Raw genomic sequence first — 26,466 nt, 5'->3', positions numbered from 1 at the left:
TCTTGCGGCTGCTACTTTTCGCCTGCGCCGCGGCGCTTTCCGGGTGCGAGGAGAAGAGCCTCGAATCGCCCGTCATTCGTCCCGTGCTCACCATGGTTGTGCAACCGGCCTCGTAGAGGATCGACACCTTCACCGGAACGGTGCAGCCTCGGTACCAGGCCGAGCTTGGCTTTCAAACAATGGGGCGAATGAGCTCGCGCGACGTCAATGTGGGAGATCTCGTTGCCAAGGGGCAAAGACTCGGGTCCCTTGATTCGACCGTCGCGCAGCTCGCGATCGTCTCAAGCCAGGCCGATCTGGCCAACGCTCGAGCGGTCCTTGCCAATGCCGAGGCCACTCTGGAACGAAAGCACAAACTGTTCAGCACGGGCAGCGGGACACAGGCGGACCTCGATGCGGCAACAGCAGCCCAGCAGAGCGCCCAATCACGCGCCACGCAAGCTGAGGCGAGTCTGCAGAAGGCGACCGAACAACTCGGCTACACGACCCTAAACAGCAGCTATGACGGTGTCGTCGTCTCCTGGTCCACGGAAATCGGCCAGGTCGTCTCGGTAGGCCAGACGGTTGTCACCATCGCTCGCCCAACTTTTCGCGACGGTGTGTTCGACATACCGGACGACCGAATTGGCCAATTCATCGAAGGTTCATCCTCTCGGGCATCGCTCCTCGTCCAGGATAGCATCGCAGCCAAGGCGGTCGTCCGTGAGATCGCGCCGCAGTCGGACTCCTCGACCAGAACTCGGCGCATTCGGTTCACCATCGAAGATCCACCTGAAGCGTTTCGGCTGGGAACCACGATCCGCCTCGCGGCTGCACAGGAGGGCCAAATGGAGATTCCGGTTAGTGCTCTTTTGAAAATCGAAGGTCAGGACGCCGTCTGGATCGTGGGAGCAAACAAGAGGGCTCTAGCACGTCCTGTGATGCTCGGCGCCCACAGGGGAGACCGCGTGGCAGTTACATCCGGCTTGTCGATTGGCGATCGCGTCATCACTGCCGGCGTGCATTCCCTCTCCGAAGGACAACTCGTCAAACTTTTGCAAGAGAATCAGTCGTGACCTCCTTCAATCTATCTGAATGGGCCCTAAAGCATCGCTCGTTCGTTTGGTTCCTGATGATAGCGTCCGCGATAGCGGGCCTGCTCGCCTACCGCAGCCTCGGTCGCGAGGAAGATCCTCCGTTCACCATCAAGACTATGGTGATCCAGCAACAATGGCCCGGCGCGACGGTTGACGACATGCTCAATCAAGTGACCGACCGGATTGAAAAGGAGGTGAAACAGATCGGCGCGGTCGACTACGTCAAGAGCTACACGACGCCCGGTCAGACCACGATTTTGGTCAATCTGAAGGACACCACCAAGCCAAAGGACGTGCCGTGGCTATTCTATGAGGTCCGCAAACATGTTCAGGACATCCAGTACACCCTGCCTTCAGGCGTAGGCGCAGCCTCCTTCAACGACGAATTTGGCGATGTCTTCGGCAACATCTACGCGTTTACGTCCGACGGACTCAGCCCACGGCAATTGCGCGACTATGTCGAGCGGGTGCGCTCGGAACTTCTCACCGTGCCAAGCATCGGCAAGATCACGGTGATCGGAGCACAAGATGAGGTCATCTATCTCGACATCTCCACGCGCAAGCTGGCGGCACTCGGTCTTAATATGCAGTCGCTCATCAAGACACTGCAAAATCAAAACACAGTGCAGCCGTCAGGCGTCGTACAAGCGGGCCCAGAACAAGTTTCGCTGCGCGTAAGCGGTCAATTCGCTTCGGAAGAGGCCCTTCGAAGCACCAACCTGCGCATCGACAACCGCTTCCTTCCGCTTAGCGACGTCGCGACCATCACCCGTGGATATCGCGATCCACCCGATCCGCTATTTCGTGTCGATGGAAAGCCTGCGATCGGGCTCGGCATCGCGATGATGGCCTCTAGCAATGTGCTTCAATTTGGTGAGGCGCTGAGAGCAAAGATGCGCGACATCTTGGCCACGCTTCCGGTAGGCGTCGAACTCCACCTGGTTTCCGATCAGCCGAAGATAGTTGAGCAGGCAGTCGGCGGCTTCACCGAAGCGCTCGTTGAGGCCATAGCCATCGTGTTGGTGGTAAGCCTGATCAGTCTTGGAGTGAGGGCAGGGCTGGTGGTCTCGTTCTCAATTCCGCTCGTGCTGGCGGTCGTGTTCGTCATCATGCAGTATTTTGGAGTAACGCTGCAGCGCATTTCCCTAGGTGCGCTGATCATCGCGCTTGGACTGCTCGTCGATGATGCAATGATAACAGTCGAGATGATGGTGCACCGCCTTGAGCGCGGGGACAATCTCTATAACGCAGTGACCTTTGCTTACACCTCGACCGCATTTCCGATGCTAACCGGAACCCTGGTAACTGTCGCAGGCTTTATCCCGATTGGGTTCAACGGCTCATCGGCTGGCGAATACACCTACACTCTGTTCCTCGTAATCGCAGCATCGCTACTAACCAGCTGGGTGGTAGCCGTTCTGTTCGCTCCACTGATCGGCGTCATGGTCCTTCCAAAAACCATGAAACATCACGACCATATCGGTGTCGGCCGGCTATCCCGCTACTTTGTCGTTCTACTGGAGGCCGCGATGCGCTTCCGCTGGGTCACAATCGGCGGAAGCCTCGGTCTGCTCGCGGTGGCAATCGTCGGTATGGGATTTGTGCAGCAGCAGTTCTTCCCGTCGTCAGACCGGTCCGAGCTGCTCGTCGACTTGACGCTTCCGCAGGGCAGCACGATCCTTGAGACCAAGAAGCAGATCGACCAGTTCGAAAAAGGGCTGGCCTCCGATCCTGACGTCGAAAGCTGGAGCTCTTATGTTGGGCAAGGTGCGATCCGCTTCTATCTGCCACTCGACCAGCAGATGGCCTTTAACTATTTCGGCCAGGTGGTCGTCGTAGCCAAGTCACTTGAAGCTCGCAATCGGATCGAAAGCAGATTGCGAAAGACCGCGGCCGATCAATTCATCGGGATCGACGTCTTCATCCACCCGCTCGACCTTGGACCTCCGGTTGGACGTCCGCTGCAATACCGCCTCAGCGGGCCGGACATCCAGCAATTGCGCGCCAAGGCACTGGAGATCGCCAAAATCATGAGCGACAACCCGCATCTTGACCCTCCGACATTTGATTGGAACGAGCCAGGCAAGGTCGTTCAAGTCGAAATAGCGCAAGACAAGGCGAGGCAGCTCGGGCTCGACTCCGTCGATGTTGCCTCGATACTGAACGGCCTTGTCGGCGGGACGTCCATTACACAGATGCGCGATAGCATTTATCAGGTCAACATCGTTGGGCGCGCCGCAAACGACGAACGCAGCCGAATCGAAACGCTGCAGTCGTTGCAGATCCCGACTGGCAATGGACAGGTGGTCCCGTTGCTCTCGTTCGCAACACTTCGCTATGACCTGGAGCAGCCCATTATTTGGCGACGCGACCGTGTCCCAACAATCACGATTCGAGGCACCATCCACGATGGCACGCAACCGGCAACTGTCGTCCAACAGCTTGCGCCGGCTATCGAGACCTTCGCCGCGAACCTGCCGGCGTCGATGAAGATCGCAACCGGAGGCGCCGTCGAGGAGAGCTCAAAGGGTCAGGGTCCAATCGTTGCGGTCGTGCCTGTGATGCTGCTTGCGATGGCGTTCTTCATTATGGTCCAGCTGCAAAGCTTTGCGAAGCTGTTCCTTGTCGTAAGCGTGGCTCCCCTCGGCTTGATCGGCGTTGTGTTCGCTCTCCTCGTATCCGGAAAACCGATGGGTTTTGTCGCGATTCTCGGTACGTTAGCCCTTATCGGGATCATCATTCGCAATTCGATTATCTTGATGGCGCAGATCGACGAAATGCTTGACGAGGGTCACGATCAATGGTCGGCAGTCGTGCTGGCAACACAGCATCGCATGCGGCCAATCCTGCTGACGGCCGCCGCAGCAAGCCTCGGCATGCTTCCGATCGCGCCGCAGGTCTTCTGGGGTCCTATGGCGCTATCGATGATCGGTGGCATCATGGCTGCGACCTTCCTGACTCTCTTTTTCTTGCCGGCGCTTTACATCGCCTGGTTCCGTGTAGAAGCCCCACTAAAGGACTCTTCTTCGCGCCAGGAGGAGCCCAGCAGGCTCGCCAGGGCCAGCTCACCATAGGGAAGCCCGAGCGCGATGCCACAAGGCCTTTGGCGTCCTGCTTGGTAACCGCCACGCTCCGCGCCGGTTTGTACCGGGAGTTCGTGATGCCTTTCCCTGCACCGGATCCGACCGTAGAGCTCTTCGGGCTTGGCGATCCGGTGCACGACGATCGGCGATTGCCGGCAGCGTCGCACGACGTTCACCGCGCTTTCACAATCCACGAGCGTCGTGAAATGATGTCACCGCCGTAGCTGTCGAGCTACCGAGTGATGGTCCTTAGGAGAATCAAACAATCGATCGCGAGACCGAGCACCAGAACGACGTTAAAAAAGCTCGCCACATCATCGTCCTGAATGTCTCTCCCGTAGCGTCCACGGCTATCGAAAGCGCAGCGCCACTGAATTGATCAGGAGCGTGGCACATTGGTCTCGTCTCAGAATGCCGGTGACGCGTCGAACTCGGCCCAGCTACAGTCGACGTGGCTCGGACGTGCGTTTCCGACCGTGCTTATGAAAGCGCACGGCGCAACATGGGTATGGTCGAGAACAAGACCACTGCTAGCAATGTCGTAGACCTTCTTATCAGGTCTGCTCTCCTGCCAGACGTTGTCGAATGCGACGACATCAGCCGTCCCAATCGGCGTATTCTCGTGGGCACAACAAAAGCCCCAAGCTTCAAATCTGGCGCTCTTTGCGGTTCTGCATAGTTGCCGGCCACGCGCATCCATACGTCAGATTTGACATATATGTTCATGCCTGCTAGCCAGTAAGTAATAAATGACATATGGAGGAAGGCCGTGAATTGCCGCTCGGGGGTGGACGCACCTGACCTGTTCGGAATGACGTCCGAACTCTGCACCAAACGCTCTGACCGGTGCTGGGTATCCTCAATTGCTGATCAACGGTGAAGCCATTTTCGCAAGCAGCTGCGCTTTGTGCAGATGCCATTGGTAATTGGCCGCGATGGCTAGTTGAAGCAACGGGCAATCGTCCCGTCTAGAGCTCTCATCCATGATGCTCTCGATGGATAGCAAAGCACTCTGTGAGGCGCGCGCCGGCAGCTCAAGAGTTTCGATGGCAGTGGGGAGCGAGCGTCGCGGCTCTCCATAGCTGTCGGATGCCTTCATCATGCCTGCATCGGTGCGGAGCTGCAATTCACGAGGGCCGACTATCATACGGGAGGAAAAAATGGCGCAGATTAACTCGTTGGGGTCAAAGATTTCATTAGTGACAGGGCACATGGCTGGGATGATAGACCAGCCCGCACTTCCGATTTGGGTCGGTGTTCTGATCTCGGAATATGCGTTTTCACCGGCGCGAGCGGGGGCGCTTCCGACCCTCTTTCTAGGAGCCATGGTCTTTGCAAGCGTTACACTATCGCCATTCTTCCATCGCGCTCCGGGGCGCTGGATGCCGACGCTGGGCTTCGGCATCAGTGCCGGGACCTTCTATGTGATGGCCGGCTTCACCGAATTTAGCATTCTGGCAGTTGGCCACTTCGTCGCTGGATTGGCGACAGGAGTCGCACGGATAACCCACATCGTGTCTTTGCAATGGGGGGGTTAACGCTTGGAGTCTTCGCGGTAATATTGCTCGGCGCATCGGCGACTCTCATCACGAAATTCGGTCCACCAGCCATCTTTGAGGTCTTTGCCGCAGTTACGGCCGTGGCAGCCGCAATAGCGACTTTCTTCTTTCCCTCTGCTTCCATCAGCGAAGACCTCGTCAGGGATGCCGCTGGATTCACACGCCCTGTGTGGTTCATTATCACTGGAATCGTCCTGATGTCGCTCGTCCAGGCAATGATATTCAGTTTCCTACAACCGATGGGCACCGATCGCGGACTGTCGCCTGTCCAGATCCAAAGCGTTCTGGTCACGTTAGGTCTGGTGGCTATGACACCGACCCTGCTCGCCGCGTTTCTCCAAAAGCGGCTTCCGCCGATGCGGGTCGCGATGACTGGAACCCTGCTGCAGGGAGCGGTAGCTGTCCTAATCTCTTGCTCTAGCGGTTTCTTGCCGTATGCGGTCGGAGCGGTCGTTTTCCCGTTCATAATGTTGTTCACGCATACTTTTGTCTTCGGGCATCTCGCGCGCCTTGATCTCACCGGGCGCGCGGTTGCTGCGACCCCAGCCATGTTGGTCGGCAACATGATTGGACCGCTCCTGGGCGGGACATTGGTCCAGACGACTGGCTATCTTGGTCTCGGGTCGGCGGCAGCGGCCGTCGATCTCATTGCTCTCTGCTGCTTCATTGCTGCATCACAGAGAGCCACATCCGCTATCCAGCCGTTGCCGCAGCTAAACCAGTAGGCAGATCTCTTGGCTTGCCGGAGCCTGACGAGAGCCAACGCTACGCGCGGATTCGAAATGCTGAAAGACGTTGAGATGCCGATCTAGTTTCTGCGAGCAGCCAAGTTCTCATTCGCTTTTATCCAATTCGACGCAACCCCTTTGGCAAATTCCCCAGGTGCCTGGCACCGGTGCGAGCGAGAGATGTCGAAAGAGGTATAGGGGCCGGGCTCAAAGAGGCCTCTCCGCCAATACGTTCTCGCGGGGACGCTCTCTCGCCGCTGTTACGCCGAATAGGGTGATTGCGTCAGGCACAATCACGACCCTTTCCGCGACATGCACATAAGGCGCAGTCGCCATGATCGCTTTTGCCGAGAGGGCGGCATTCAGCTGATAATGATCCGCCGGCTCCGGAGACGGCATGGTTCGAATTGGAGCAGGGTTGCGAGCTTTGCTATCGACAACAACATCTCGGATGTCAGTCTCGGTTCTTCGAGTTGACCAAAGGTGTGAGCATTAATCTGATGTTTGACCATTTCGTTGTTCGGTTTTCGCGACGACACTCGCTGGTCGCATCGTTAAGTCAGATATTAACGTTCAACACAAGTCCGGACGTTCTTTCCTCGGAGCTGCGCAAGAACATCGACGGAGGCACCTCCGTCTAAGCTCGCATGAAGTGCGAAGTCTACGATCCTTTCGCCGAATAAAGTGACCGCATCGCCAGGGAAGTCTCATCGCCTAGGCGGCCATCGCGCCATCCGTGATCACGTCGATGCCGACTAAGGTTCGATAGGGCAATCGTGGTAACTTCTTCCTACCTTCTTGTTTGCCGCTACTGCTCGGCGGTTGCCACGGCGAATTCTTCGCGTTCATACCTTTCAATCAGGCAATCGGCGAGCGCGGTACACACCTCGCCGCCCCGCATTCGGGAATTCCGCTTTGCTGAGCAGAAACAGAAAAACATAAGGTTGGTCCACCGGCAGGTAATATGTAAGGATTGCCATATGCGATAACCTGATGTATTCTTACTATAAGTCAAAACTGACATATAGGAGGATCCGTCCGATGGGCTTAGTCCGCCTGTTCGAGCAGTCGAAGGCTCCGTCAGGCTCAAGTCGGAGCGTCCGGATTGTGTGTGCTGGTCTTAAGGATCAGCCAACATTTGGTTCGCTTGACCGAGTAGCTCATTTCGAGCGACGTCCCGATTGGTCGCCTGTTTCCGCGCGCTTTCGATTTTTCTCACTCAAGTCGATGCACAGCCGCCGGCAAGCTCCTCCCGCAGCTTGCGCAGGGCCCCGGCACGAGTTGTCGCGGCACCGCATTTTGCAAGAGCGCCGCCTAGGTGCTCAATCGCCTTTGCAAAATCAGTTTGAAGTTCGTGTCTGCGCTACTGGTTGCGCGCATTGGGGAAACGCCGGTCGACTCCCTGCGTATGCGATGCGGCTCTTTGTACAAGCCGAGCTCCGCGCCAAGCCGCGAAGTCATGGAATGGCGGAGTAACGATCATGAAGAAGGGCTACAAGTGGATCAACAGGAGGATCGAGCAACTCGATCCGCACGTCGATTATGCTGAAATTTGGCGGCTATCCAGCTGTTACGGCCTGACGGATTTCATACAGAATTTTTCGTATTGTTTCACATTTCCCAACTTCGTAGTGACTGAGTGGGGCGCTCGGGCCGTTTGGCGCGAGGATGGCGGAAAGCTTCTTTATAGAGCCACTCATCGCGCCGAACAGACCGGAATCAACAACACAACCTGGTGGTATTACGGTCCTCAGGACGATCGCACCATCAAATCCGTCGAAAACATCAACAAGCTCCACGCCCATTATGCCAAACAGTACCCGGGCGATTTTTCTGATCACGAAGATTAGATCTACACGCTTGCCTTCACGGCGATCGCCATGGATCTGGCATTCAAGGCGATGGGATTGAAGGGCTTCAACGAGAAGCAAAAATAGCAGCTCACAAGTTTTGGGGTGAGATGGCAAAGCTATTCGTCGCCGAAGGTGGCGTACCTTTACACGGGTATCCTAAGGACTGGGACGGTCTCGTTGCATTTTGCCGGGATTTCGAAAGCAGGGAGCGATCAGTGACCGAGAGAGGGAATCTGATCGTCAACGCGCTCTTCGATCAGTTCAGCTATCGCTATTTTCCGCCAGGCTTGCGGTGGTTGGGTCACCAGATGTTGCGATCAATGGCGCTGCCTTCGACGCTGAAGGCGCATGGCATTCCGCCGGCGCATCCCTTGGCTCAAGTACTCATACCGCGATCGTTGGGCTGCGTGGCCTGGATTGCAAAGACGCTCCTTCCTGATCCGCGGATCAGCTACATGGAACAAAGGAGCAGTATGCCGGCGGAAAACAGGAAGAAGCTGCGTAATCGGATCAATGTCCTTGATGAACAGTTTCCATCCTACTTTATCGGACGTCATGCCGAGGATCAGGCATGGGCTGGCTGTCCCTATCATGCTGCGCTGAAGTGCACCTGGACAATCCGCCCCCGCCGTTCAGGTGAGGGCTCTTGAGAAGCAGTCGAGCGTGCTCGACGCCAATTGACCCGGGACATTTTGGAGAATGAAAGAAATGGTTAGCGACAACATCGTGGCAGGCTCGGTGCTGACTGGGCAATTCTTCACGGGCGAATGGTCATCTAGCAAATCCGCCTTTGAGGCAGTCGAACCTGCGACCGGTGCGGTGATTGGTAAGGTTGGTCTTGCAAGCGCGGTCGACATTGGGAGCGCTTCTGCGAATGCACGGCAGGCGCAGGTCTCGTGGGCCGCGACGGCGCCAGATGCACGCGAAAACATACTTCTAAAGGCGTGCGAAGTCGGCGAGCGTTATAGGGATGACATCGTCACCTGGATCATGCGAGAGAGCGGCGCGGTCCGCTTGAAGGCTGAGATCGAGCTCGCAGGTACGCTCAAAGCAATCCGGCTTGCGGCTGCGATGCCCTCGCAAGCTCAAGGGAACGTGCTTCCAAGCCCGGGAGGGCGCATCAGCTTCGTGCGGCGACGCCCACTCGGGGTGATCGGCGTGATATCACCCTTCAATTTCCCGCTCTACCTTGCCGAGCGCGCCATTGCGCCGGCCCTGGCCGTCGGAAACGCGGTGGTAGTCAAGCCGGATCTGCGGACTGCTATTTGTGGTGGCTTCGTTATTGCGCGCCTCTTCGAATTGGCGGGTGTGCCGAAAGGCGTTCTTCAGGTGCTGCCCGGTCGAGAGGATGCTGGTGAGGCTCTGTGCAAGGACCCCAATGTGGCGATGATCCAATTTACCGGGTCGAGCAGGGCGGGGCGAATGGTCGGACAGGTGGCTGGACAGCATCTCAAGAAGGTGTCCCTCGAACTTGGCGGCAAGAACTCACTTATCATCCTAGACGACGCAGATCTGGATACCGCCGTTCGTGCCGCCGCCTTTTCGGCGTTCTTTCATCAAGGACAAGTTTGCATGAGCGCTGGACGCATTCTCGTGCAGAGAAACATCTTCGACGCTTTCAGCGATGCGCTCGTCAGATATGCGAAGACTTTGAAAGTTGGCAACCCTCTCGACCCTTCCGTTGCCCTCGGTCCGATGATCAATCAGCATCAGCTAAATCATGCACTAACCCTGATTGACCGCTCCGTCACCGAGGGAGCTCGGCTGCTAACGGGAGGCAAGGCGGAGGGCCTGTTTCTTCAGCCCTCCGTGCTGGCGGAGATCTCACCCACCAATCCGGCCTATCGTGACGAGCTCTTCGCTCCGGTCGCGGTGCTTGTCCCATTTGAGACGGATGTACAGGCCGGGCAAATGGCGAATGATACCGAATATGGGCTCTCTGCTGTGATCATCTCGCGCAACATCGGCAGGGCAATGGCAATTGGCGAGCAATTACGAACGGGTTTGCTACACATCAATGATCAGACGATCAACGACGATGTGGTCAATCCCTTCGGCGGCTCCGGCACATCGGGCAATGGCACATCGATCGGCGGTATCGCTAACTGGGAAGAGTTCACTCAATGGCAATGGGTGACGATCAAAGCTGAGCTGCAGCCCTATTCACTCTAAACTCGACACTCGATCACTGACTGAATGACCAATGCGCCCGTGGCGCTGATTGTTTCTCTAAGTTCCCGGCGGAGTGTTCACCAAGCTCCCTCCCACTTGGCCGTACTCTACTACCAAGAGTACGGCCTCTCTTTTCGGATCAAGGCAAGATCTGTTCGAAGGCTATCGAGTTGATCCGGACTCGTAAAGCTCGATCAACGTCTGTCTTCGACACACGCAAATCTTTTTTGGGTAGATTGGCCAAAGCCTTGGCCATCCCGATCTTAGCTTTGAGCAATAGCAGGAAGCGCTCGCTCGCGGCGGCTTGACCTGCCACTGAATTTTCATCCAGCAGCAGTTAGAGTCTCGGAGTTCGCGCCAAGTGAGGCTGCTGCGCGCGCGTGGAGAAAGAGTGCGGTTGCTACGATTAGGTGAAGCCCAAAGCGGAAACGCCAATGGTATCGCTATAGCGCACCGAAACCTGATCTCGCCCTGCACGCTTGGCGCGATACAAAGCTTCGTCTGCAAGGCCAAGTACTTTCGACAATCCCTCGCTTCCCTTGGAAACCGCCAGCCCAATGCTAACCGTGACCTTGGTCAAGGCACCATTTCGGGCAACTTCTCTCTGCCCGCAAGCCTGCCGCAACTGCTCAGCGAGTAAAACTGCATCGCTCGGAGATACGCCCAACAGCAGCGCCGCGAATTCTTCGCCTCCATGCCTGCCAATCACGAGGCTATGCTCCTTCGCGAACGACTTGAGCACGTCCCCGATTTCAACCAGCACCGCATCACCGAAATCATGACCGTATTGATCATTTATGCCCTTGAACCGATCGATATCCATCATCAAGCCTATAGCGGGAAGGTGACGATCGTATGCCTCTGCGAGAGCCTTGGCTGCAACCTCGTTAAATCCTCTTCGATTCAAGAGACCGGTGAGTTGGTCAACTCTCGAAAGTCTTAGGAGCTCGGCCTGGGTCGCGATCAACTTTTGCTGCAGCAGGTTGCTGCGCAGGCTCATGGCGCCTCCAATTCCAATGGAGGCGAGCGTACCAAGCAGAGCGACGCAACCTGTCGCATAAAGGCTGCTCACGTTGCCCTCCGGTCCGAACAGATAGGCGTATGCTAGCCAAACCAGCGGAACAGTTAAGACAAGCCCGATCGCAACGTCGCGAACCGTCCGACGGTACACATCTCCCAACGTCATTAAGGGATCATTCATCAATCGCGCTCCGTGACTTTTTGAAAGCCTAGGAGGGATCGACTGGTCGTCATCTTAAAATGCTTGGGGACTTAACAGCGTTACTAACAGGAGGTTAAATTCGGAGCCAGAAATAGGCATTGACGCTCTCCTGTCGAGTCGCCTGCCGGCACGCGCCCGGCGCAGGCCCGCTGCCACGACCGGTATGCGCAACATGCATGGGCTAATTTCCACTATTGGCAGGCCTCTAGACCGCCTGCAGCTTCCTTGAAGCCAGAAACTGCGTGAATCGCAAAGCCGAGCCATCGTCTGCCGAGCAGACGCGTCTCTAAATTCAAGCCTTGGCGCCGCTCTCGCGCGTTTGCAGCGCATGGTAGCGCAACTTCTTCCGTGTCTCGTCGAGGCGATCGCCGCGCAGCACGGCTTCGCGGATCTTCTCCTCTGCGGCTGCGATCTGTCCGGCGACTTCGATCACCTCTTGGACGCGGCTCGCCGGGATGCAGATCACGCCGTCGCCATCCCCGACCAGCCAATCGCCAGGCGCGATGCGGATACCGGCAATTTGCACGGTCACATTGTAGGCGTCGGCAGTGACGCGATCCTTGCCAGTCCGCATCGTGTTGGCCCGGGCATAGATCGGATAGTCGAGTTCGATGCTGCGGTCGATATCGCGGCAGACGCCGTCAATGACGGTGCCGCCGATGCCGCGGCGGTCGGCGACCAGGGTCAGAATGTCGCCCCAGACCGTGGCGTCCATGCGACCGTCATTGTCGATGACGACGATCTGGCCGGGCTGCACATCATCGATATAGTCGCCGACCGAACCGCCGCTCTGGCCGGTCGGTAGCATTCGGATCGTAAAGGCCGGGCCGGCAAGACGCATCGAGCGCGCAAACGGCATGATCCCGAGACACTGCCCCTCGATGCCCAGTCGATCCAGTGCATCTGACAGGGTCGTCACCCCGAATGTCTTGAGGTTTTCAGCCGCGTCCTGTGTCATTTGCTGCGCTACCCTTTCAGCATATCTTCGTAGTTCCCGGCCATGACGTTGCCGATCGCTTCGCCGCGATCGATGGCTGCCGCCATCGCCCGCTCGCGCCCAAAAATGTCCTCGGCTCCGTAGCGATGATCTCCTCGGCGCGGAGTTGGTCGACGAACACCACGCCGCTGCCATCGGCTAGGACATAGTCTCCCGGCTTGACGGCGACGTTGCCGAACGTGATCGGCTCCTGGAACGAATGCTCCGCGATCCGGCCGCGAGCGGTCACGGGTACGGCTGCGCGCGCAAAGACCGGAAGCCCGAGCGCGCGACTTTCATCAAGGTCTCGGCAGGCGCCGTCAATCAGAATAGCGGAAACGCCCTTCTTGACGGCGCCGAGGCTGAGCAGGCCGCCCCAGCCAGACACATCGGTCCGTCCGCGATGCTCGACGACGATGATGTCGCCACGTTCTGCCGCCATCACCGCTCCCGCGCCGAGGTGGCGTTTCGGGAGGTTCGGCAGAGGTGCGCCGAGCTTCGTCGTAACGGCTCGTCCGGCGACTCGCGTCGGGCCGGTGAGGGCCGAGACTCCGATGACAGCGCCCGGCAAGTTGAGCTTGTCGAGCGCGTCGGACACCGCGCAGGTGTCGAGTTCCATCAGTCTGGCGACAATGTCAGATGTCGTTGAGGTGGTCACTCGAGAACCGCCATGGCATCGCATTGGACCAGCATGTTGGCCGGCAGATGATCGTTCTGGAATGTATGCCGTGCAGGTCGCGAAGCTGCATCGGGGAACGCTTCCAGCCAATGCTTGTTGACGGCCGGTCGGGCTTCCGGAACCTTGACGTAAACCGTCATCTTGACGATGCGATCCATCGCACCTCCGGCTGCCGCCATGATGCGCTTGAGATTGTCGAACATCAGTTCAACCTGTTTCTCGACCTCGTCAGGAATCTTTCCTGCCGCGAGATCCAACCCATAGACACCGCCGGTCATGACGATATTGCCGACGCGAGACGCTGCGGGTATCGGCTGAGCGCCATGGCTGAAGCCTTCGATTTCGATGCTGCGGCGTGCAGTCATTGCTGCTCCTCCCCAACCGGTCAGACGTCAAGCCGCGCGAACAGACGGCGCGCGTTGCCTTCGAAAATGCCCTTCTTGTCAGCTTCGCTGATCTCGGTGATCGATTCGATTACCGGCCTGATGTCGTCATAGGGCTTGCCCGAATTTGGATCGATGCCGCCGCCGCTGCCCGGCCGCTCGGTGCCGAAGACGCACCGATCGGCGCCGACCACGTCGAACAGCAGCTCCAGCGATTTCTTGTAGTGCAGTACCGTATCGAACCAGAAGCGCTTGAGCGTCTCGTCGAAAGTCTCGGCCTTCGCCCCCGAGGCGGCGGCGAACATTTGGCGATTCGAGCGCCAGCGACCGACTTGATACGGCACGGAGCCGCCGCCATGGCTGATCAGCAGCTTCAAGCTGGGAAAGCGCTTGAACACGTCGGACCGGGAGATCGAGGTGATGGCAAGGCTCTCTTCCGTGATGAAGTGCTCGTCATACGTTTCGCGGCCGCAGCAGGCGCAGCTGTGGATGTGACCAGGGATATCGTGCTCGCAGAGGAATTCGTATAGGGGATACCAATAGGAATCGCCCATCGGCGGCGACTTGCCGGCCCCCTCCGAAGGATCGGGATTGATCAACACGCCCAGAAAGCCGAGATCGTTGATGCACCGCTTGATCTCGTCGAACATCTTTTCAACCGGCACGCCCGTCGCTTGAGGCAGGCCGCCCACGCCGCGGAAGCGCTTGGGGTGCAACTTGATCGTGCGTGCGATCATGTCGTTGTTGTCCTGCGCCCAGCTGACGATGTCGTCCCAGCGGTTCTCGCCATGCAGCATCATGAAAGGCCGGGGTGAGAGAACCTGGATGTCGGTGCCGACGCCGTCCATGATCTGCACGTTCTGGGCTGCTGATTTCTCAAGCTCTGCATCCGGGATCTTGGCGTGATAGATGCCGTATTGGCCGCGCGCGACCTGGAGATTTCCGCGATGGGCGTAGAAGCTCGGCGGCGCGACGAGATGCGCGTGGGCGTCGATGATCATGCGGACATTTCTCCCTGGATGGATAGCGCGGGTCTTGCGACCACTAAATCTTCCACATGGTATAATTAAAAAGCGACCGTCGCAAGCCCTGGGAATTGCGTCGAGGCGATTGCCATTCGCGATCGCTCGTAGCAATATAGTCCATCTGGTAAAATTAAAAGAGAGGAAATGTCCAATGGCGAAAATCGTTCTCGGCCTCGCCGCGTCGCACACCCCCATGCTCGCGCTGGAGGGAAAGCGTTGGAGCGAGCGCGCGGCTGACGATCTCAAGAACAAAGCTCTCAATCTCTCCGATGGCCGCTATGTGTCCTACGACGAGCTCGCCCGCGAAAACGGCGCTCCTTATGCGGCGCTGGCGACCGAGGCGAAGTTCCTGGAGATCGAGGCCGCATCGCAGAAGGCTCTGGATTACATGGCCGACCGCCTGGCGCAGGTTGCACCCGACGTCGTGCTGATCGTGGGGGACGATCAGGCCGAATTGTTCAGCCTATCCAACATGCCCGCAATCTCCATCTTCTATGGAGAGGAGATCCTGACGCATGAGCGCCATCTCACGCCGCAGACGCCGAATTGGATCGGCACGGTCATGAAGGGATATGCCATGGATGCAGTCCATACGTTTCCGGGCTGTCCAGAGCTCGCCCGCGAGCTGATCCATGGTCTGATCGAGAACGACGTGGACATCGGAGCAGCAGCGAAGGTGGATGACCCGCACAAGGCCGGATTCGGCCATGCCTACGGCTTCATCATCGAGCGGCTGTTCAAGGGAAAGTCCATTCCGGTTCTGCCGGTCCTGCTGAACACCTACTTTCCGCCCAATGCCCCGACGGCACGACGCGCCTATGGCGTCGGACAGGCGATCGCGAGCCTCATTTCACGGTCGAAGTTGGATGCCCGAGTGGCCGTGGTGGCCAGCGGCGGCCTGAGCCATTTTGTCGTGGACGAGAAGCTCGATCGCAAGGTGCTCGATGCGATCAAGCGCAAGGACGTGTCCGTCCTCAAGTCGCTGACCAGGGGAGAGTTGAACTCCGGCTCTTCGGAACTCCTGAATTGGGTGATGGTCGCGGGCATGTCCGAGCATCTCGACAACGACTGGACGGAATACTATCCAGGCTATAGGACCCCGGCCGGTACAGGCACGGGTATCGGCTTCGCCGTCTGGTCCTAAATTTCCCGGCACAGCGAGCGACTGCCGCCGGCGAGGCGACTTGCCGGCGGAGTTCACGCCTGTGTCGCTCCGGTCTGTGTGTTCCGCTTGTGCGCGTCGGGCGCGGTGTTGACAAACCGGTCGCTCCGGCGGATAGGCTTCGTGCGGACATGGCATGCCACGCGGAGCTGTTTTGGCGACGGATCTGACCAAGGAAACCCTCGACGAGGTCGTGAATCAGCGCCGGCGCCAGCAGCGTTCCCTCGACACAAGGGAACGGATCCTGGAGGCCGCTTTCGAGGAATTCGCCGAGCGTGGCTTTGAGGGAGCGTCGACACGGACGGTTGCAGCCAAGGCCGGCGTTCAGCATCCGCTCGTGACTTATCATTTCAAGAACAAGGACGGGCTTTGGCGCGCCGTCCTATCAACGACGAGCGTGAATTTCAGCCGGCACTTCCAAGACTACCTTGCCGGCGTCTCTAAGCAGGACGAGGTGGGACAGCTCAGGGTTCTCCAGGAGCAGTTCATCCGCTTCGCCGCTGCCAATCCGAACTTCCATTGGCTGATGTCACACGAGGGAAAGCGCGAGAGCGAACGGCTGACCTGGCTAGTCGAAGATCGGGTCCGCAACTATTTCAACGTCGTCGCGAAGCTCATCCGTGCGGCTCAAAAGCAAGACCGTTACGTCGAGGGCGATCCCTATCATCTCCAGTATCTGTTCATCGGTGCGGTAACGCGTATCTTCATGCTTTCGGCCGAGGTCCAGCAGGTGATGGGCCACTCGCCTTTTTCAAAGAAATTCGTTGATGAGCACATCCGCACCTGCTGCGCGCTGTTTTTCCGCGAGCCGGCAGAGCAACCTCGCCGGCGTAAGCTCGCTCCGCGAAACAAAGACGCAAAACGCGTTACCAAGCGAGCGGCAAGCTCCTGAAGCCGCGCACCATCAGGTGACGAACACGAACTGCGCGGGCGAGGTCAATCTCGAAGTCCCCGAAAGTGCTCAGCACTTTCGGCAGAATGGTGCGGAGCATGGCGCGTGTCGCGGGGGCGCCGAGGCAAATATGCGGCCCCGAACCGAAGCCGAAATGGCGAACCTTGCCCCGGTCGACATTGAAGGTCTCGGCATTTGTAATTGCGCTCTCATCGCGATTGGCGGAGCCGTAAAGCAACACCACCCGGCTGCCTGCTGGAATGTCGGTTTCGCTGAGGGCGACCGGGCTGGAAGTGATCCGCGCGAAACACTGTGTCGAGGTATCCCAGCGCACACCCTCTTCGATGGTAGCTTCGACCAAGCTCTGATCGGCCAGGATGCGCGATCGCTGCTCGGGGTGGCGCCAGAGCGCATGGACCAGGTTGGGTAGAAAGTGGCCGATGGAGGCATTGCCGGCCAGGAGCACGGTCATCATGTTTGCGACGATCTCGGTATCCGTGAGGGGCGCTCCATCCTGTTGAGCAGCGATCAGGACCGAGAAGAGATCGTCCCCACGTTCGACACGCCGGCGTTCCAACTCCTCGGACAGCAGCGCAATGACCTTGGCGCGTTCTTCCTCGGAGAGCGCAGGCCCCGCGGGGCCGGAATTCCCGCGAAATAAACGCTCCGACAGCTCGGCTGCGCGCTGCGCCGAATCGGGTCCCAGCCCCAGCATCCTGCCTAGCGCGCCGAACAGCACCGGGCGGCTCACTTCGGCGACAAAGTCGCATCGGCGCCGGGTGCCAAGCGCTTCCAGGCCCTTAGCGAGAGTATCGCGGATCCAGGGCAGAACCAGCTCGATACGCGCCGGGCTCAGTCCCCGCATGATGATCCGGCGAAGCTCGTCATGCCGTGGCGGGTCGATCGAGCCGAGCGTCTTGCCCACGCGCAGCGGAGAATCGCTGAGGGCGTTCCCGGCGGAGGACGAGAGCAGGACGGGATTGTTCAGTGCATAGGCGATATCCGCATAGCGGCTCACGAACCAGAGCTTTGTGGTAGGGCAATGATAGACCGGACATTCGGAGCGCAGGCGACGATAGGTCGGATAGGGGTCATCGAGAAACCCATTGCCGGTGAGGTCGAACTCGCTCACCTCGTTCACCAGCGGATCGTCAGCTTGTAAAAGCCGCGTACCATCATGTGAGCGACGCGTTCGGCGTTCGCGACGTCGAGCTCATAGTCGCCGAGCGCCGGCAGCAGAGGGGTCATGACCGTTCGCATCATGGCCCGTGCTGCGGGCGCCCCAAGGCAGATATGGGGGCCGGAGCCGAAGCCAAAATGCCGGGTCTTTGGCCGGCTGATGTCAAAGCGGTCCGGATCCGGGATAGCGCGTTCGTCGCGATTGGCGGCCGCGAAACAGACCACGAGCCGGCTGTCTGCCGGAATTGCGATTCCGTGCAGCTTGACCTCCTTCGTGGTCTGCCGTCCGAAAGCCTGGGTTGACGTATCCCAGCGAACGCCTTCGTTCACGGCGGCATCCAGCAGGGCCGGATCGGCCTGCAACTTGCGACGCTCGTCCGGATTGGTCCAGAGCGCGTAGATCAAGTTAGAGAAATAATGCCCGATGGACGCGTTGCCCGCGAGCAGGACGGTCGACATGTTGCCCAGAATCTCGCCGTCGGAAAGTGGTGCTCCCCCCTCCTGTGCGTCGAGCAGGAACGAGAACAGATCGTCACTGCGGTCCTTGCGACGTCGCTCGAGCTGCTCGGTGAGCAGTTCAAACACCCCTTCCATCAAGCCCGGCCTCGCAGCCGGGCCCATCGGTCCCGTATCGGTATGAAAGATGTCCCGCGACAAATCCGCCGCCCGGTCCGCAGCTTCGCCGTCCAACCCGAGCATCCGCCCGAGTGCGCCATAGAGGATGGGCCTGCTGATATCTGCCATGAAGTCGCACTCACGACGGGTGCCGAACTTGTGCAGCAGTCGATCGACGTCGCGCTGAATGGCGGGCAGCATGGATTCGATGCGCGCGGGCGTGAAGCCCTTCATCACCACACGGCGAAGTTCGTCATGACGCGGCGGATCGGTCGATCCGAGCGTCCTGCCCACCCGCAAGGGTGAATCGACCAGCGCATTGCCACGCGCCGAAGAGAAGACCTCGTAGTCGTTGAGGATGCGCGCCACGTCCTCGTTTCGCGTGATGATGTAGAACCCGCTCCCTTCGTGCAGATAGACCGGATGGTCGTCGCGCAACACCTTGTAGGTGGGATAGGGGTCGTCCACGAAGTTCCGCTCCTCGGGATCGAAACGAAAGGCCATGTGGTTCTCCCAGGAAATTATTATTACGCTAAATCTACCATATGGACAGTATAATGAGCAAGCCTTCGGCTACGCGGCGCGACCGGGTTTGCGGATGCCGACATATTGTTCGAGGGCACCGCGATCCGCCGCAATAGCGCTGCTTTCTCCGTTGCGAACGGCAATGCCGCGCTCCAGGATGATCGCCTGCCGCGCCAGCCTGAGCGCGAAGCCTGCGTGCTGCTCGATCAGAATGACCGCCATGCTCTCGGTCTCGGTGATCGCGGTGATGCAGCGCGCGACGTCCTGCGCGACGACGGGGGCGAGGCCTTCGAGCGGCTCGTCGAGCAGCAGCAAGCGCGGGTTCGTCACCAGGGCTCGACCGATCGCCAGCATCTGCTGTTCGCCGCCCGACAGCTGATCTCCGAAATTGGTGCGACGTGCCTTCAGACTTGGAAACATCTCGAAGATGCGCTCGATTGTCCAAGGTCCGTTCGTCGCGGCAATCTGCAGGTTCTCCTCGACAGTGAGGGGGGCGAATATCTCGCGGCCTTGCGGCACCCACCCGATGCCCAGTCGGCATCGCCGGTGTGGCGCTAGGTCGGCGATCTCGTTGCCGCGAAAACGAATTCGCCCCGAGCGGGGCGTGAGATGACCCGCAAGGGCGAGCATCAGGGTTGATTTTCCGGCCCCGTTTCGGCCCAGAACCGCAAGAGAGCCGCCGGCCTCAATCGCGAAGGACAGTCCGCTGATGACGATTCCTTCACCATAGCCCACGTTGAGCTGGTCGACCTCGAGCAGCGGCTCAGTCACGGTCATCTCCGAGATAAATCCGCCGCACCTCCGGGTCGGTCGCGATCTCGCCGGGCTTGCCTTGGCGAAATACCGAACCGGCGACGAGAACGGTGATCGTGTCGGCAAAACGAAAGACCAGATCCATGTCGTGCTCGATGAAGAGAACGGCGATCTGATCGGGGAGGGATTCGATAGCCTGCATCAGCTCAAAGCTCTCGCCGGCGGGAACTCCCGCCGCCGGCTCGTCCAACAGCAGCACGCGGGGACGGCCGGCGAGGGCGAGAGCAATCTCCACAAGGCGCTGGCGACCGTAAGATAGTTCGGCAGTCCGCCGCAGGCAGTCGCGGTCAAGCCCGACCGAACGCGCCAACTCATACGCCTCGTCCGTGGTGTCGGGCTGCCGATGTAAGGCCTGAAGAGGCCTGCCAAGCCGTCCGCGGCGCCGGGCGACCGCGAGCATGATCGATTCCAGCGGCGTCAGATGCGGGAACAGGGCGTTAATCTGGAAAGTCCGCCCCAATCCGCGTGCGACACGCTGATCGGTGCTCAATCGATCGATTGGCTCGCCCTCCAGCAGAATGCTGCCGCTGCTCGGGGCCAGCACGCCGGTGAGCAGGTTGATCAGCGTGCTCTTGCCGGCGCCGTTCGGCCCGATCAGGGCATGTCGACCGCCTGCCTTTAGCACGAGGCTGACGGCATTGGTGACCTTCAAGGCGCCAAATTGCTTGCAAAGGTCGCGTGTCTGGAGCGCGGCAACCGTCATCTCGCTCGCCTCCAGCGCACGATCTTGCTCCGAACCAGGCTCACGACGCCGAGTAGGCCGCCTCTAGCCGTCAACACGATCGCGATCAGCACCAGGCCGAGCCAGAACATCCAATATACAGGATTGACCGTCGACAGCAGGTCGCGCATCCAGATGAACGCGGCAGCCCCAATGAAGCCGCCGATAAGCGTGCCAATTCCGCCGACGATCAGCATGACGAGGGCCGACACCGATCGTTCGAAGCTCAACGTTTCCAGTGCGACGATCTGTGTGGTCTGCGCCAGCAGCGCGCCTCGCCGCCGATATCGTGAAAGCGATCATCTTGCGCCGTGTGATGGAGACGCCGAGCATCGGAACGCGGGTCTGGTTCTCGCGAATGGCCTGCAGCGCGAGACCCTCCGGCGAGTGGACATAACGCCGGGCGACAAGATAAAGCGTCAATGCGCTGCAATAGGCATACCAGAACGCGGTTCGGCCGAAGAGATCGAACTCGAACAGCCCGAGCAGCGGCCACATCTCGATTCCCTGGAGACCGCTGTCGCCGCCGGTGAGCCAAGGCAGGCGGCTTGCGCCTTCATAGAGCAGAAGCCCGATGCAAAGCGTCACCATGAGCACTGCGGCGCCGCGGACTTTTGCAATCAGCGTGCTGAAGGCGAAGCCGAGAGCGCCGGTCACGAGCCCGGCAGCAAGAACGCCGGAGATCGGCTCGCCCCAGCCATGCGCAGCGAGCAATCCCGCCGTGTAGGCGCCGAGTCCGAAAAAGGCGGCATGTCCGAAGGACGGAATCCCGCCATAGCCGAGCAACAGATCGAGCGACATCGCAAACAGGCCGCCGATTAGGATCTGTGTGAGAAGGACGAGCTTGCCGGGAAAGAGGACATAGCAGGCCGCTGCAGCGATCCAAAAGACCAGCTCGACCAAGGTCCATCTGGCGCGAAAGCGCACCGCAGTTCGCGCGAGGTCGAGAGTGATGTCGCTCATTGCGGACGGCCGGCTAGGCCTTGCGGGCGCACCGTCAGGACGGAAAGCGCCGTTGCATAGATGATAAACGCGCCGATCTCCGGAAGCAGATATTTCCCGGCCACGTCAAGGACCCCGAACATGAGGCAGGCGGCAAACGTTCCGCGCAAGGAGCCGAGCCCGCCGACGCTGACCACGATCAGCAACTCCGTCAGAAATTTGATGGGGAAGTTCGGGTCGAGGCCAAGGAGCTTCACGCTGAGCGCGCCGCCTAGTCCAGCAAGCGCGGAGCCGAGAGCGAAGGCGAGGGCGTACAGTCTTGCGACGTCGATGCCGCAGGATGCCGTCATCCGCCGGTTGAAAACGGCCGCCCTTATCCTGGCGCCAAAATTCGTATGATCGATCAGAACAAGCAGCGACAGAAGAAGTGCCGTGCCGAAGCCGATCAGAAAAAGCCGGTAGCGGCTGACCTCGACAGCGCCGATGCGGACGTTTCCGTCCAGCCATGAAGGCACCGCGATCGCCATCTGCTCTGGACCGACCAGATAGGTGGCTGCGGCAATCGACACGTAGACGACGCCGATCGTCAGCAGGACCTGTTCCAGCTCCGAGGCCTCGTACAGTCTCCGGAAAAGGCTGCGCTCGAGGATCGCACCCACGGCGGCCGCGATGGCGGCAGCCGCTGCCACCGCCGCAAGGAACGGCCACCCGGCCTTGCCGATCAGCAATGCCGCCGTGTAGCCTCCAACCATGGCCAGCGCCGCATGCGCCATATTGGCGAAGCCCATCAGCCCGAGCGTGATGGAGAGGCCACCAGCCATCAGAAACAGCACGAACCCATAAGCGATGCCGCCGATCAGAACGTTGACGAAGCCGACCATGATCTAGCGCGCCGATCCAGGATCCTTGACGTCGGGAATGGTCGCAAACTCCAAATTGACCATCTGTCCGTCCCGATTCTCGACCCTTCGGAAGTAGATGTTCTGCACGATCTCACGGGTCGACGGGTCGATCGCAATCGGGCCGCGCGGGCTTTCGAATCTTGTTTGCTTCAGAAGCTCGATCGTGCGCTCGGGATTGAGATCGCCCTTCTGCGCATCAACGACCGTATAGATGGCACGCAGGACGTCGTAGCTGACGACCGGTATGAAACCGAGCGGCCGGCCCTGCGCGACCGCGTTGAACGCGGCTGCGAACTCTCGGTTGACCTCCGAATCATGCGTCGGGGTGTAATGGAAGGCCGTAACAACTCCGAGAGCGGCCTCGCCCGCGGCAGGTAGTGACGATTCGTCCGTGATGTCCCCGATGCCGATGATCTTGGCCGGATCCAGCCCTGCCTCCTTGAACTGGCGGAGAAAGATCGGCGTCAATTCGCCGGCAGCCATGAACACGAAGATGCCATCCGGGTTCGCGTCCTTGATGCGCTGGATATAGGCGGAGAAGTCCGTGGCCTTGAGCGGCGCCCGCACAGATCCGGCAATCACGCCGCCGGCCGCTTTGTATTCACGGACGAACATCGCCTCCGCATCGAGGCCCGGCTCGTATTCATGCACGAACGTATATACGGATTTCAGCTTTTGCTTGGCGGCGTAGAGCGCGAGCTGCTGCGCCATTTCGGTGGTCGTGAAGCCGAACCGAACGGCGAAGGGATGCTTGGCGAGGATGCCCGAAGTTGCCGAGTTGACGATGAGGAGGGGCACCTTGGCGCTGGTCGATAGCGGCGCAACAGCCATTGTGTTGGGCGTGTAGTCCATTCCTGCGAGGAAATCGACATTCTCGCTGACGATCAGCTCCTGGGCCAGGCGGCGGGCCACGTCAGGTGCGGGTCCCGTCGTGTCGCGCTTGATGATCTCGATCCTGCGACCGGCGACCGTAGTGCCGAACTTGCGGAAAAACACCTGGATCGCGGCATCGGACGCGGCGCCGGCCGCGGCGCCCGGCCCGGTATAGCTCATCAGCCAGCCGATCTTCAGCGGACGGTCGTCGGCCTTTGCCTGAATGCTGACGGCCAACATGGCCGCGGCCACGATTGCGATCCTGGCGATCATGCCGCTTATCCTCCCTTAGACTGATCATGCGGGGTCTCTCCCGGACCCTTGATACAAATTAGACCATATGGAAAATATATGCAAGATAGCGCGAGGCCGGTGGGGCTGCCCTAGCAGGACACGGTCTGACAGAAGCGAGCACAAGGGAGGGGAGATGAACGCAGATATCGGAGTTACGATCGCGAAAGCCCGCGAGCATTCGATTGGCGATCTCTTGCGCCGCTCGGCTGCCCGCGAGCCGAGCAAGCTAGCCTTGAGCTGCGGCGCGGTGCGCTGGACGTTTGCCGAACTGGACGCGATCTGCAATCGACTGGCGCGTGGCCTACCCGGCCTCGGCGTCGGGAAGGGCGACCGTCTCGCCGTGCTGTCGCGCAACTCGCATGCCTTTGCGGCGCTGCGCTTCGCGGTAGCGCGGATCGGCGCGGTGCTGGTGCCGATCAACTTCATGCTCAATCCCGACGAGATCAATTTCATCCTGAAAAGCTCCGGCGCCAGGCTGCTCGCGACCGGCCCCGATTTCGTCGAGGCCGCACGCGCCGCGAGCAGTAAGGGCTGCGCGGTGGAGAAGCTCATCTGGTTGCCGGGCGAGGATCCCGCTGCGCAGCCGGCGGGCCTCACCAGCTTCGACGATCTTCTCGATGCCGACAGCTCGTTGTTTGAGGCCTCCGTCGACAGCCGCGATCTCGCACAGATTGTTTACACCTCGGGCACGGAATCCCTGCCCAAGGGTGCGATGCTGAGCCATGAAGCCGTGATGTGGCAGTATGTGAGCTGCATCATCGACGGCGGCATGAGCGCCGACGATAAAGTGCTGCACGCGCTGCCGCTCTATCATTGCGCTCAGCTCGACGTCTTCCTCGGCCCGCAAGTCTATCTCGGCGCCTCCGGCGTGATCACGGGCAAGCCGACCGCAGACAACATTCTGGCGCTGATCCAGGCGCACGGGATCACCTGCTTCTTCGCGCCGCCGACGATCTGGATCGCGATGCTGCGCTCGCCAAATTTCGACAAGAGCGATCTGTCGTCGCTGCAAAAGGGCTATTACGGCGCTTCGATCATGCCGGTGGAGGTGCTGCTCGAGCTCCAGCGCCGCCTGCCCAACGTCAAGTTCTGGAACTTTTACGGTCAGACCGAGATCGCGCCGCTTGCGACCGTGCTGACGCCCGAGGACCAGCTCCGCAAGGCGGGCTCCGCCGGCAAACCCGCCATCAACGTCGAGACCCGCGTCGTCAACACGGCAATGGAGGACGTTGGCGTCGGCGAGATCGGCGAAATCGTACACCGCTCGCCGCATCTGTTGTCGGGCTATTACAACGATCCCGTGAAGACCGCGGCGGCTTTCGCTGGCGGCTGGTTCCACTCCGGCGACCTCGCCACCGTCGATGCCGAGGGCTACATCACCGTTGTCGACCGCGTGAAGGACATGATCAAGTCCGGCGGCGAGAATGTCGCCAGCCGCGAGGTCGAGGAGATGATCTACAAGATCCCGGCGATCTCCGAGGTCGCCGTCGTGGGCCTGCCCGATCCGCACTGGATCGAGGCCGTAACCGCGATTGTCGTGGTTAAGAGCGGCGAGAAGCTCGACGAGGATGCCGTCATCACGCATTGTGCGGGATCGATGGCGCATTTCAAGGTGCCCAAGCGCGTGATCTTTGTCGACAGCCTGCCGAAGAATCCGTCCGGCAAGCTGCTCAAGCGGGAATTGCGCCAGCGTTTCATCGGCGGCGAGACGCTCGACAAGGCGATCCAGAAAAACTTCGGGGCTTGAGGCGGCCACCCAGCCGCTCGCGGCAGGTTGGGGCCTTCGCCAGGGTTTATTGAGGTCTGTTAATGCGACACGGTCAGAAGAAGATTCCGAGCACGATTCTCATTTTCGGTGCAGCGGCTCATATCGGCGGCCCACTTGCGCACTTCTTGCGCGAGGAGGCGCCGCAGATCAAGCTGCGCCTCGTAACAAGCAATCCCGCCAATTGTGACGTCCTTCGCCGCGAGCACCCGCATGCGGAGGTCGTCATTGCCAGCTATTTTGATCTCGCATCGCTTGAGAAGGCGGTCGACGGAATGGAAGGAATCTTCGTACTGACCAGAAGCGGCACGAACGAGGCCGACGCGATGACAAATCTCGTTGTCCTGCTCAAGAAGGCAAGGTCCGCCGTTCACGTTATACGTCTTGTCGGCCTACAACCCGAAGCGAATCGAAGGCGAATTCCTCAGTCTCTCCGCGAGCATGGTCTTGGTTTACCCATCCAACACCCCATCGCAAAAGAAATCCTCGACGAAAGCGGTCTGCCTGTCACCTACCTGAACATCGGCGCAACCTTCATGGACAACTTCTACTGGATGAAGGACGGCTTGAGGAAGGAGCGAAAGCTGATCTGGCCCGAACGCTTGATTCCCTATATCGATCCACGCGACATTGCGGAAGTGGCCGGACGTCTTTTCCTGTCGAGCAATCATCGGCACATTGGTCAATTTCACACTCTGAACAACGGACAGGACATACTGAGGTTCAGCGACGTCGCCGATCTCATGACCAAGGTTTTTCAGGAAAGAATTGTTCACGACGGCAGCAGAGCGGGCTTCTTCGAGGCGTACCGGGAGCTCGGAGAGATCCGGCTGCACTATCTCTGGGATTTCTTCCAGTACGAAGAACAGAACGAGGTGGTTTGGGCGCGCAATGACTTCGTTGAGCGCACCCTAGGACGGATGCCCGTCTCCTTGAGCGAATGGCTGGCCGAACATCGGCAAGCCTTGCTGTTCGGAATATAGGCCTAAAGCGCCCTCGCGCGATGGAGATCTAGGGATCATTGCCC

Annotated in this window: 24 protein-coding genes; 11 read left to right on the top strand and 13 right to left on the bottom strand. The window is 59.5% G+C overall.

Annotated features, from left to right (window positions below; all coding sequences use genetic code 11):
• Positions 1-119 precede the first annotated feature (119 nt).
• Together L6639_RS29565 and L6639_RS29560 are read left to right on the top strand one after the other, a co-directional pair.
• A complete protein-coding gene (locus L6639_RS29565; RefSeq protein WP_128930010.1) occupies positions 120-1,055 on the top strand; it encodes an efflux RND transporter periplasmic adaptor subunit in 936 nt (311 codons plus the stop codon).
• Positions 1,052-4,150, top strand: coding sequence for an efflux RND transporter permease subunit (locus L6639_RS29560; RefSeq protein WP_128930011.1), 3,099 nt, complete (start codon positions 1,052-1,054; stop codon positions 4,148-4,150). Before L6639_RS29565 ends, L6639_RS29560 begins: the two co-directional genes overlap by 4 nt.
• Positions 4,151-5,018: 868 nt before the next feature.
• Here the strand turns inward: L6639_RS29560 and L6639_RS29555 are convergent.
• Positions 5,019-5,261 (bottom strand): hypothetical protein, encoded by a 243-nt coding sequence (locus L6639_RS29555; protein WP_128930012.1) that lies wholly within the window; start codon positions 5,259-5,261, stop codon positions 5,019-5,021.
• 58 nt (positions 5,262-5,319) lie between these two features.
• On the opposite strand from L6639_RS29555, the gene L6639_RS29550 reads away from it, so the two are divergent.
• The 5 genes from L6639_RS29550 to L6639_RS29530 all read left to right on the top strand — a co-directional run bounded on the left by L6639_RS29550 (position 5,320) and on the right by L6639_RS29530 (position 10,471).
• Positions 5,320-5,697 carry a hypothetical protein gene (locus L6639_RS29550; protein ID WP_128930013.1) on the top strand — a complete coding sequence of 126 codons (378 nt, stop codon included), beginning with the start codon at positions 5,320-5,322 and terminating at the stop codon, positions 5,695-5,697.
• 23 nt (positions 5,698-5,720) lie between these two features.
• Entirely contained in the window at positions 5,721-6,443 is a 723-nt protein-coding gene (locus L6639_RS29545) for an MFS transporter (RefSeq protein WP_128930014.1), read from the top strand.
• Between the two features lie 1,484 nt (positions 6,444-7,927).
• Positions 7,928-8,296, top strand: coding sequence for a hypothetical protein (locus tag L6639_RS29540; RefSeq protein ID WP_128930015.1), 369 nt, complete (start codon positions 7,928-7,930; stop codon positions 8,294-8,296).
• A gap of 110 nt (positions 8,297-8,406) precedes the next feature.
• Positions 8,407-8,949: a hypothetical protein gene (locus L6639_RS29535; RefSeq protein WP_128930016.1), complete on the top strand. Its 543-nt coding sequence runs from the start codon at positions 8,407-8,409 to the stop codon at positions 8,947-8,949.
• Between the two features lie 49 nt (positions 8,950-8,998).
• Positions 8,999-10,471, top strand: a complete 1,473-nt coding sequence (locus tag L6639_RS29530) for a benzaldehyde dehydrogenase (protein ID WP_232995548.1) — start codon at positions 8,999-9,001, stop codon at positions 10,469-10,471.
• A 406-nt stretch (positions 10,472-10,877) separates the two neighbouring features.
• Here L6639_RS29530 and L6639_RS29525 read toward each other — a convergent pair whose 3' ends face one another.
• From L6639_RS29525 to L6639_RS29505, 5 genes are all read right to left on the bottom strand, one after another.
• Entirely contained in the window at positions 10,878-11,672 is a 795-nt protein-coding gene (locus L6639_RS29525; RefSeq protein ID WP_128930017.1) for a GGDEF domain-containing protein, read from the bottom strand.
• Between the two features lie 313 nt (positions 11,673-11,985).
• Positions 11,986-12,651, bottom strand: a complete 666-nt coding sequence (locus L6639_RS29520) for an RraA family protein (RefSeq protein ID WP_128930018.1) — start codon at positions 12,649-12,651, stop codon at positions 11,986-11,988.
• A gap of 16 nt (positions 12,652-12,667) precedes the next feature.
• Entirely contained in the window at positions 12,668-13,327 is a 660-nt protein-coding gene (locus tag L6639_RS29515) for an RraA family protein (protein WP_206733112.1), read from the bottom strand.
• Complete coding sequence (locus L6639_RS29510; protein WP_128930019.1) at positions 13,324-13,713, bottom strand: RidA family protein; 390 nt, start codon at positions 13,711-13,713, stop codon at positions 13,324-13,326. The genes L6639_RS29515 and L6639_RS29510 overlap by 4 nt, the downstream gene beginning before the upstream one ends.
• Positions 13,714-13,733: 20 nt before the next feature.
• Complete coding sequence (locus tag L6639_RS29505; protein ID WP_128930020.1) at positions 13,734-14,732, bottom strand: amidohydrolase family protein; 999 nt, start codon at positions 14,730-14,732, stop codon at positions 13,734-13,736.
• A 109-nt stretch (positions 14,733-14,841) separates the two neighbouring features.
• Here L6639_RS29505 and L6639_RS29500 point away from each other — a divergent pair, with 109 nt between their 5' ends.
• Both L6639_RS29500 and L6639_RS29495 read left to right on the top strand, forming a co-directional pair.
• On the top strand, positions 14,842-15,900 hold the full coding sequence (locus L6639_RS29500) for a DODA-type extradiol aromatic ring-opening family dioxygenase (RefSeq protein ID WP_164935432.1): 1,059 nt from the start codon (positions 14,842-14,844) through the stop codon (positions 15,898-15,900).
• 172 nt (positions 15,901-16,072) lie between these two features.
• The gene (locus L6639_RS29495; protein ID WP_164933590.1) at positions 16,073-16,810 is read left to right on the top strand and encodes a TetR/AcrR family transcriptional regulator; all 738 of its coding nucleotides are present in this window, start codon (positions 16,073-16,075) and stop codon (positions 16,808-16,810) included.
• On the opposite strand, the gene L6639_RS43330 is transcribed toward L6639_RS29495, so the two are convergent.
• The 7 genes from L6639_RS43330 to L6639_RS29460 form a co-directional block, all read right to left on the bottom strand.
• Positions 16,785-17,951 carry a cytochrome P450 gene (locus L6639_RS43330; RefSeq protein WP_128930023.1) on the bottom strand — a complete coding sequence of 389 codons (1,167 nt, stop codon included), beginning with the start codon at positions 17,949-17,951 and terminating at the stop codon, positions 16,785-16,787. The two genes, L6639_RS29495 and L6639_RS43330, sit on opposite strands and share 26 nt — an antisense overlap.
• Positions 17,948-19,108: a cytochrome P450 gene (locus tag L6639_RS29485; RefSeq protein ID WP_128930024.1), complete on the bottom strand. Its 1,161-nt coding sequence runs from the start codon at positions 19,106-19,108 to the stop codon at positions 17,948-17,950. Before L6639_RS29485 ends, L6639_RS43330 begins: the two co-directional genes overlap by 4 nt.
• Positions 19,109-19,177: 69 nt before the next feature.
• Entirely contained in the window at positions 19,178-19,900 is a 723-nt protein-coding gene (locus L6639_RS29480; RefSeq protein WP_232995550.1) for an ABC transporter ATP-binding protein, read from the bottom strand.
• The gene (locus L6639_RS29475) at positions 19,893-20,645 is read right to left on the bottom strand and encodes an ABC transporter ATP-binding protein (protein WP_128930026.1); all 753 of its coding nucleotides are present in this window, start codon (positions 20,643-20,645) and stop codon (positions 19,893-19,895) included. Before L6639_RS29475 ends, L6639_RS29480 begins: the two co-directional genes overlap by 8 nt.
• A gap of 63 nt (positions 20,646-20,708) precedes the next feature.
• Entirely contained in the window at positions 20,709-21,626 is a 918-nt protein-coding gene (locus L6639_RS29470) for a branched-chain amino acid ABC transporter permease (RefSeq protein WP_128930027.1), read from the bottom strand.
• A complete protein-coding gene (locus tag L6639_RS29465) occupies positions 21,623-22,486 on the bottom strand; it encodes a branched-chain amino acid ABC transporter permease (protein ID WP_128930028.1) in 864 nt (287 codons plus the stop codon). The genes L6639_RS29470 and L6639_RS29465 overlap by 4 nt, the downstream gene beginning before the upstream one ends.
• Before the next feature lie 3 nt (positions 22,487-22,489).
• Positions 22,490-23,653: an ABC transporter substrate-binding protein gene (locus L6639_RS29460; protein WP_128930029.1), complete on the bottom strand. Its 1,164-nt coding sequence runs from the start codon at positions 23,651-23,653 to the stop codon at positions 22,490-22,492.
• Between the two features lie 154 nt (positions 23,654-23,807).
• On the opposite strand from L6639_RS29460, the gene L6639_RS29455 reads away from it, so the two are divergent.
• Both L6639_RS29455 and L6639_RS29450 read left to right on the top strand, forming a co-directional pair.
• The gene (locus L6639_RS29455) at positions 23,808-25,421 is read left to right on the top strand and encodes an acyl-CoA synthetase (protein ID WP_128930030.1); all 1,614 of its coding nucleotides are present in this window, start codon (positions 23,808-23,810) and stop codon (positions 25,419-25,421) included.
• A gap of 62 nt (positions 25,422-25,483) precedes the next feature.
• On the top strand, positions 25,484-26,422 hold the full coding sequence (locus L6639_RS29450; protein ID WP_128955140.1) for an SDR family oxidoreductase: 939 nt from the start codon (positions 25,484-25,486) through the stop codon (positions 26,420-26,422).
• The last annotated feature ends 44 nt before the right edge of the window (positions 26,423-26,466 follow it).

It is taken from the genome of Bradyrhizobium zhengyangense, assembly GCF_022012555.1.
In the GTDB taxonomy this organism is placed as follows: Bacteria; Pseudomonadota; Alphaproteobacteria; order Rhizobiales; family Xanthobacteraceae; genus Bradyrhizobium; species Bradyrhizobium zhengyangense.
The sequence above is the reverse complement of the archived record's forward strand: the minus strand, read 5'-3'. Positions and strand labels throughout refer to the sequence as shown.